Origin of the sequence: Ruminococcus champanellensis 18P13 = JCM 17042 (assembly GCF_000210095.1) — a bacterium.
GTDB lineage: Bacteria > Bacillota > Clostridia > Oscillospirales > Ruminococcaceae > Ruminococcus_F > Ruminococcus_F champanellensis.
Window position 1 is genome coordinate 131,936 of sequence record NC_021039.1, and the last position, 6,915, is coordinate 138,850.

Annotated in this window: 6 protein-coding genes, 1 tRNA gene and 1 pseudogene; 5 read left to right on the forward strand and 3 right to left on the reverse strand. The window is 52.5% G+C overall.

The window, feature by feature from the left end:
• Positions 1-60: 60 nt before the first annotated feature.
• Together RUM_RS00590 and RUM_RS00595 are read right to left on the reverse strand one after the other, a co-directional pair.
• Entirely contained in the window at positions 61-624 is a 564-nt protein-coding gene (locus tag RUM_RS00590; protein ID WP_015557297.1) for a domain HDIG, read from the reverse strand.
• A 54-nt stretch (positions 625-678) separates the two neighbouring features.
• On the reverse strand, positions 679-1,134 hold the full coding sequence (locus RUM_RS00595) for a GNAT family N-acetyltransferase (RefSeq protein ID WP_015557298.1): 456 nt from the start codon (positions 1,132-1,134) through the stop codon (positions 679-681).
• Between the two features lie 156 nt (positions 1,135-1,290).
• Here RUM_RS00595 and RUM_RS00600 point away from each other — a divergent pair, with 156 nt between their 5' ends.
• Complete coding sequence (locus tag RUM_RS00600) at positions 1,291-3,828, forward strand: glycoside hydrolase family 9 protein (RefSeq protein ID WP_015557299.1); 2,538 nt, start codon at positions 1,291-1,293, stop codon at positions 3,826-3,828.
• Positions 3,829-3,895: 67 nt separating this feature from the next.
• Here the strand turns inward: RUM_RS00600 and RUM_RS00605 are convergent, their stop codons facing one another.
• Complete coding sequence (locus RUM_RS00605) at positions 3,896-4,405, reverse strand: ferritin (RefSeq protein WP_015557300.1); 510 nt, start codon at positions 4,403-4,405, stop codon at positions 3,896-3,898.
• 277 nt (positions 4,406-4,682) lie between these two features.
• Here RUM_RS00605 and RUM_RS00610 point away from each other — a divergent pair.
• The 4 genes and pseudogenes from RUM_RS00610 to RUM_RS12790 form a co-directional block, all read left to right on the forward strand.
• Positions 4,683-4,759, forward strand: a tRNA-Met gene (locus tag RUM_RS00610).
• Between the two features lie 377 nt (positions 4,760-5,136).
• On the forward strand, positions 5,137-5,433 hold the full coding sequence (locus tag RUM_RS00615) for a DUF4314 domain-containing protein (protein ID WP_015557302.1): 297 nt from the start codon (positions 5,137-5,139) through the stop codon (positions 5,431-5,433).
• Between the two features lie 36 nt (positions 5,434-5,469).
• Positions 5,470-6,579, forward strand: a complete 1,110-nt coding sequence (gene dcm, locus RUM_RS00620; protein WP_015557303.1) for a DNA (cytosine-5-)-methyltransferase — start codon at positions 5,470-5,472, stop codon at positions 6,577-6,579.
• Positions 6,580-6,584: 5 nt separating this feature from the next.
• Positions 6,585-6,915, forward strand: a pseudogene (locus tag RUM_RS12790) (hypothetical protein); the annotation flags it as partial.

Below are 6,915 nucleotides of genomic sequence, written 5' to 3' on the forward strand. Positions count from 1 at the left end.
AAGGCAAAAAAGGATCCCCACCGGGTGGAGCGGTGCGGATCCTTTTCTGGTTTTATTGGCTTATTGAAACTGGCTGTAGGCTTCCTCGCATCTGCGCATTGCCAGAATGGTGCGTTCGATCAGCTCGTCCAGGCTCCAGCCCAGCATGTCGGCGCCCCGCTGGATCACCTCCCGGGAGCAGCCCTCTGCAAAGCCCTTGCTTTTGTATTTCTTCCGGACGGAGCGGGTTTCCAGATCCGACACGCTTTTGGAGGGACGCATCAGCGCCACCGCACCAATGAGTCCGGTCAGCTCGTCAGTGGCGTACAGCACCTTTTCCATCGTATGCTCCGGTTCCACATCCGTGCCGATCAGATAGCCGTGACTGACCACAGCGTGGATCAGGGCTTCCGGCGCTCCGTATTCCTTTAGAATCCGGGCTTCCTTGCGGCAGTGCTCCTGGGGGAACTGTTCAAAATCCAGGTCGTGGAGCAGTCCCACGATGCCCCAGAAGTCCGCCTCGTCTCCGAAGCCGAGTTCCTGCGCAAAGTACCGCATGACCCCCTCCACCGTCACCGCATGCCGCAGGTGAAAGGCTCCTTGATTGTACTGCGTCAGCAGTGTCCATGCTTCATCCCGTGTCATATGTATTCTTCCTTTCTACCTATAGGGTTTATAGGTATTATACAGGACACGGCTTTATTTGTCAAGGGATAGCTGAAAAAATCGGGCATGCCGCACAAAGCCAAAGCTCTGGTAGAGCTTCTCTCCCATCCGGGAGGCAGTGATCTGGATCACCCGGCAGTCCCGTGCCCGTGCCTCCGCAACGATCCGCTCCAGCAGTGCAGAGGCGATGCCCTGCCGGCGGCAGGCGGGATCCGTGTACATACAGGACAGCAGACCGATCCTTCCGTTGGGTGCGCCGGGATAGGGGGGCTTTTCCACAAAGGAAATGCCGCTGGTGGCAAGAATCCGGTTCCCCTCCGTCAGAATCCAGGACACAAAGCTGCCGTCTGCCAGGTGCCGGTGCAGGTAGTCCTCCAGTGCCGGGCGCAGATCCGTTTCCAGCGTTCCTTCCTCTTTCAGCTGCGTCAGCCGCAGGTCTATAAAGGCATCCAGCTTGTCCGCCGTCAGCCGTTCCATACGTCGCTCCATAGAACCACTCCTTTCTGTGGTTATTATACCACACCCGGCAGGGCGGCACAAGCCTATGTAGAAAATAGTCGAACCCTCTTGAAATATTTTGTGAACTGTGCTACAATGGTTCTGTATGAATCCATCGTACAACCAGAGAGGAAAGAGGAGGAAATTATGAACACAAAGAGAACGCTGAAACGCAGGCTCAAGGCATTGGGTCTGTCGGGCGCTATGCTTGCAGGCGCGCTGTGCCTGCCTGGAGCAGCGCCGCAGGGAGGGGATCTGCTCGCCAATGCAGCAGGGGATGCAGCATCCGGCTTTGACGCCAATTTCGCAAAGCTGCTGCAGTATTCCATATACTTCTATGACGCCAATATGTGCGGCACGGACGTATCCGAAAACAACCGGCTGAACTGGCGGGGAGATTGCCATACCTACGACGCACAGGTGCCGATGGACACGGAGCATACCAACCTGAGCAGTGCCTTTCTCACCGCCAACAAGGACTATCTGGATCCGGACGGGGACGGCTTTATAGACGTGTCCGGCGGCTTCCACGATGCAGGGGATCACGTCAAATTCGGCATGCCGGAGAATTACTCCGCTGCAACCGTTGGCTGGGGCTACTATGAATTCCGGGACGCTTACGCTGCTACCGGACAGGATGCCCATGTGGAAACCATCCTCCGGTACTTCAATGACTATCTGATGCGCTGCACCTTCCTGGACGATTCCGGCGATGTGGTTGCATTCTGCTACCAGGTGGGGGACGGAGACATTGACCACGCCTACTGGCAGGCACCGGAGATCGACACGATGGACCGTCCCGCATTCTTCCTGACCGGCGACAAGCCTCAGACGGACTATGTGGCTTCTGCGGCGGCATCCCTTGCCATCAACTATCTGAACTTTAAGGATACGGATGAGGCATATGCAGCAAAGTCCCTAAAGTATGCAAATGCGCTGTATGACTTTGCACGGGATCACGAAAAGGAGCTCAGCGACAACGGGGACGGCCCCAAGCAGTACTACAGCTCCTCCAAGTGGCAGGACGACTACTGCTGGGCGTCTGCCTGGATGTATAAGATCACCGGCGACCATGCGTACCTGGAGGAGATCTACCCCAACTACGATTATTACGCAGCACCCTGCTATGTATACTGCTGGAACGATATGTGGGGCGGTGTTCAGTGCGTACTGGGCGAGATCGTCAGCGAAATGTACCCGAACTTCATTGACGAGTACAAGGAAGCAGCCGGCAAAAGCCCCTACGAGGAAATGGACTGCTGGGCAAGCGTGAAGGAAGCGCTGGATACCTACATGTCCGGCGGCATTGGCGAGATCAGCCCCCAGGGGTACTTCTGGCTGAACACCTGGGGCAGCGCCCGGTATAACACCGCAGCCCAGCTGATCGCAATGGTATACGATAAGTACACCAACAACAACCAGCCCTCCAAGTACAGCGACTGGGCAAAGGGACAGATGGAATACCTGATGGGCAACAACGACATTACCTATCAGGAGCGGATCGATGCCAACACTGAAGCGGAGAATAGTGGAAATCCTGCCCCCTACAGTGCGGATGAGCTGCACGGCCCCCGGTGCTTTATTGTCGGCTTTAACGATGTAGCAGCCGCATACCCTCACCACCGTGCATCCTCCGGTCTGTCCAAGTGCGAGGATACCAAGCCCCAGAAGCATGTGCTGGTGGGCGCACTGGTGGGCGGTCCGGACAACAAGGATCTGCACAATGATGTAACAAAGGACTGGATTTATAACGAGGTTACCATCGACTATAACGCAGCATTTGTCGGGGCTTCCGCCGGTCTGTATCACTTCTACGGCACGGACGCTATGCAGCCGGATCCGGACATTGATCTGGGCACCAGCGAGGAGGAAGGCGGCGGCCAGGATTACTGGGTAGAGGCTTACGCAGTGGACGATAAGCAGACCTCCGGCGCAGGCGTTACCAAGCTGGCAATGCTGGTATGCACCGATTCCAACAAGCCCAGAACCGACATTTCCGTTCGGTACTACTTCAGCGTCAAGGAGCTGTCCAATCCCTCCAACGTCAGCCTGGTGAAGGGGGATGAGCTGTACGACCAGACCAGTGTGGAGACCGACTTTGACGGGGTGCTGTCCGGTCCCTACCAGTATGATGCATCCTTTGACCCGGACATTTACTATATCGAGGTCAAGTGGGACGGCTACAACATTGCCAACGCCAACAAGAAATACCAGCTGGCAGTTGGCTTCTACTACGGGGATACCTGGGATCCCACCAACGACTGGAGCTACCAGGGCATTACCAAGTGCAAGGATACCTACCAGGACGGCAGCGAGACCCGGACAGATTATATCTGTGTGTACAGCGGGGATACCCTGGTGGGCGGTATCGAGCCCAACGGCAGCAAGCCGGTTGTGACCACTGCGGCTACCACAGAGGGATCCGGCACCACGACCACCACAACCACTACGACAACCGACACCACCGTTCTGGGGGATGTGGACGGCAACGGCAAGGTAGAGGTCAATGACCTGGTGCGGCTTGCCCGGTATGTGGCGCAGGATCAGGAACTGACTCCCGCACTGACTGCCCAGCAGGTTACCAATGCGGATGTAAACTGCGATGGCACAGTGGATGCCAGCGACATTACCATGATCGCACGGGCGCTGGCCCGACTGACCTCTTTAGAGGATTTCGGGAAATAACCAACAGAGAAAGCAAGCAGCCATACCGGCAAGCATCCGGTATGGCTGTTTTTGCGTATGGAATGGATCAGAGCACCAGGGAGGGAGCGGCGTAGACCCGAGCCTTCAGCTCACTGTTCAGCATGTACAGTCCCTTTGCATCGGAGCCGAACAGCTCCATCTTGGTAATCAGATCGGAGGCATTCTTTTCCTCCTCCCCCTGCTCCTTGACGAACCAGTCCAGCACCTGCATGGTACGGAAGTCCCGTGCTTCGTAAGCGGCAGCGTAGATGGTATTGATCAGGGAGGTGACGTATTTCTCGTGCTCCAGTCCCTTGATCAGGGGCGTCATATTGTCTCCCCGTGTCCAATCCGGCTTGTCCACCGACGCAAAGACCACCGGCTCACTGTTGTTTTGCAGATACTGGTAGAATAGCATGGCGTGATCCCGTTCCTCCTGTGCCTGGATCCGGTACCAGTTTTCAAAGCCATCCAGTCCGACAGCAGCATAATAATTGGCAAAATCCAGGTAGAGATAAGCGGAGTACAGCTCCTTGTTGATTTGCTCGTTGATAAGATTTGCGACCTTATTGTCCATTGTGACACATCCTTTCTGAAGGGCATTGCCCGTCTTTATTCTGCCACATTTCGCCGGAAAAGTCAAGCCCGGCGGCCAAATCCGGAGAGAAGATTTACAACGGTGCATCATATTTTTTGTGCAGAATCAATAGAAAATCAACTGGTTTTGAGGCGTTTCGACTGATTTCGCCCCTCCCTTTCTTCATGCGGAAAGGGAGGCTAAAAAAAGGTGTTGACATTTGCGCCAGCCTGTGCTATAATAAATGAGCACTCTGAGATACGGAGTGTGCACAGAACGCGGGATGGAGCAGCTCGGTAGCTCGTCGGGCTCATAACCCGAAGGTCGTTGGTTCAAATCCAGCTCCCGCAACCAACAAGTAGCACCGAAAAAGATATCGGGGCTGAAAACCCAGAAACCACAACGGTTTCTGGGTTTTTTCATGCTGATTTTTAAGGTGGAATTCAAAAGATATCATTGCCCCAAATCGACCTTTGGGGAGGACTTGAACTAAATTCATAGGGTTTTAGGGGCAGATTTTACGATTGATTTCGTAAGGTCTGCCCCTTTTTTCGTTTTTCTAATTGTTAAATATTTGTGTCCTTGGAGGTTGCGCATAAATTGTATGCGCAACCTCTTTTTTCGTATATAGCGCACTATGAGCGTTGATATAAATCTGATAACCAAAGGAGTGGTGTATATGATTGCAGCGAAGACAGCAACTCAAAACAAAATTCAGGAGGTAAAGAAAGATGAATGATTGGGAACGATTACACAGACAGGCTGAGAGATATAAACAGTCATATCCCCCGGGAACAAGAGTAATGCTGCTTAATATGAACGATCCATATTCTCCCGTAGAAAGCGGTATGCGCGGAACGGTTCAGAGTGTGGATGATATCGGTCAACTCCTAATGAAATGGGATAATGGCAGAGCGCTTGCCCTGGTCCCCGGCGAAGACTCATTCCGTCGATTGACACAGGAAGAAATCGACCGGGAGTTACAGGAACAAGCTCAGGAACAGACTATAAATGAACAATCTATGTAAATGTGAGGTGAAGCAAAAAAACAGGACGGATGTCCTATGGCAATCCCATTCATTGATTTGTGTTCGGGTATCGGCGGTTTTCATTCCGGACTCGTAAATACAGGTCATTACAGATGCGTCGGTCATGCAGAAATTGATAAGAACGCAGAAAAAGCGTATAACGCCATTTACGGAGAAGAAGGAGGTTTGAATTATGGCGATTTGCGAACAATCAATCCAAGGGAACTCCCCCACTTCGACCTGCTTTGCGGCGGATTTCCTTGCCAAAGCTTCTCGGTTGCGGGACGGCGTCTCGGTTTCCGAGATACAAGAGGAACTGTCTTCTTTGAAATTGCCCGAATCCTTGCAGAAAAACGGCCTCCATTTTTACTCTTGGAGAATGTCCTCGGTCTGTTATCGCATGACAGCGGCCGGACGCTTAATACCATCTTCTCCGCGCTTGTTGACATGGGGTATAATCTCGAATGGATGGTGCTTAACAGCAAATACTTCGGAGTCCCCCAACAGCGAAGACGGCTGTATATTGTCGGATATCTTGATCCGAGATGTGCCGGAAAGGTATTTCCTCTCAGCGGCGGCAATGCGAAAAATCTTAAGCAACTTATCCCGGGACCTCAGGGCCAAAGAGTCTATGAAACAGACGGAATAGCCTGTACGCAGTGTGCAGGCTCAGGCGGTTGGGGCGGCAAAACCGGATTATATTTTATCGATATGAACGCCGATCCGGTCATTACAGATGTTGCCCGATGTATAACCGCAAGGCAAGACTCCGGAGTGAGCAATCACAGAGGCGAACACTCTGCGGTTCTTATCGAAGATGCGCCGAGAGCAATACTGACACCCGACAGAGAAACTGTCCGTCAGCAGGGTCGCCGTATGAAAGAGCCGAATGAAGCCATGTTCACGATAACCGCACAGGATAAACACGGAGTCTACCATAAAGGAAGAATCCGCAAGCTTATGCCTATTGAGTGTTGGCGGTTGCAAGGTTTCACGGACGAACAATTCTATAAAGCACAGGCAACCGGTCTGAAAGACGGTCACCTATATAAAATGGCAGGTAACGCAGTCAGCGTACCTGTCATTTCTGCTATCGGGCAGAGACTATATGAAATAAACCACGAATTCGGAATTGTAAAGGAGTAACCATTATGCCTAACCATATTATAAACACTATCCGGTTGACGGGAGATCAGGAGAAAATAAATGAACTGCTCGAATCAGTTAAGGATAACAGATTCGGAATCGGCTCTCTTGATTTCAACAAAGTCATTCCCATGCCGGAAAGTTTGCAGATTGAAACGAGTTCCTCTATGGAACGGGGATTAAAAGCCTACAAAGAGTTTGTCGACATCTGCACTTTTGATGGCGCAAATAAGGATATGGACTTACTTAATATCCCGGAGGACAAGGAAAACATTTTTCTTCGTATGCGCAAAGATGTCAAGAGAGAAGACTGGGAACTCGGCCGTCAGGCTGCCC

Bases quoted from the DNA above. Each gene is read 5' to 3' on its own strand.
- RUM_RS00590 (WP_015557297.1), bottom strand. From the start codon at position 624: ATGACACGGGATGAAGCATGGACACTGCTGACGCAGTACAATCAAGGA.
- RUM_RS00595 (WP_015557298.1), bottom strand. From the start codon at position 1,134: ATGGAGCGACGTATGGAACGGCTGACGGCGGACAAGCTGGATGCCTTT.
- RUM_RS00600 (WP_015557299.1), top strand. From the start codon at position 1,291: ATGAACACAAAGAGAACGCTGAAACGCAGGCTCAAGGCATTGGGTCTG.
- RUM_RS00605 (WP_015557300.1), bottom strand. From the start codon at position 4,405: ATGGACAATAAGGTCGCAAATCTTATCAACGAGCAAATCAACAAGGAG.
- RUM_RS00615 (WP_015557302.1), top strand. From the start codon at position 5,137: ATGAATGATTGGGAACGATTACACAGACAGGCTGAGAGATATAAACAG.
- dcm (WP_015557303.1), top strand. From the start codon at position 5,470: ATGGCAATCCCATTCATTGATTTGTGTTCGGGTATCGGCGGTTTTCAT.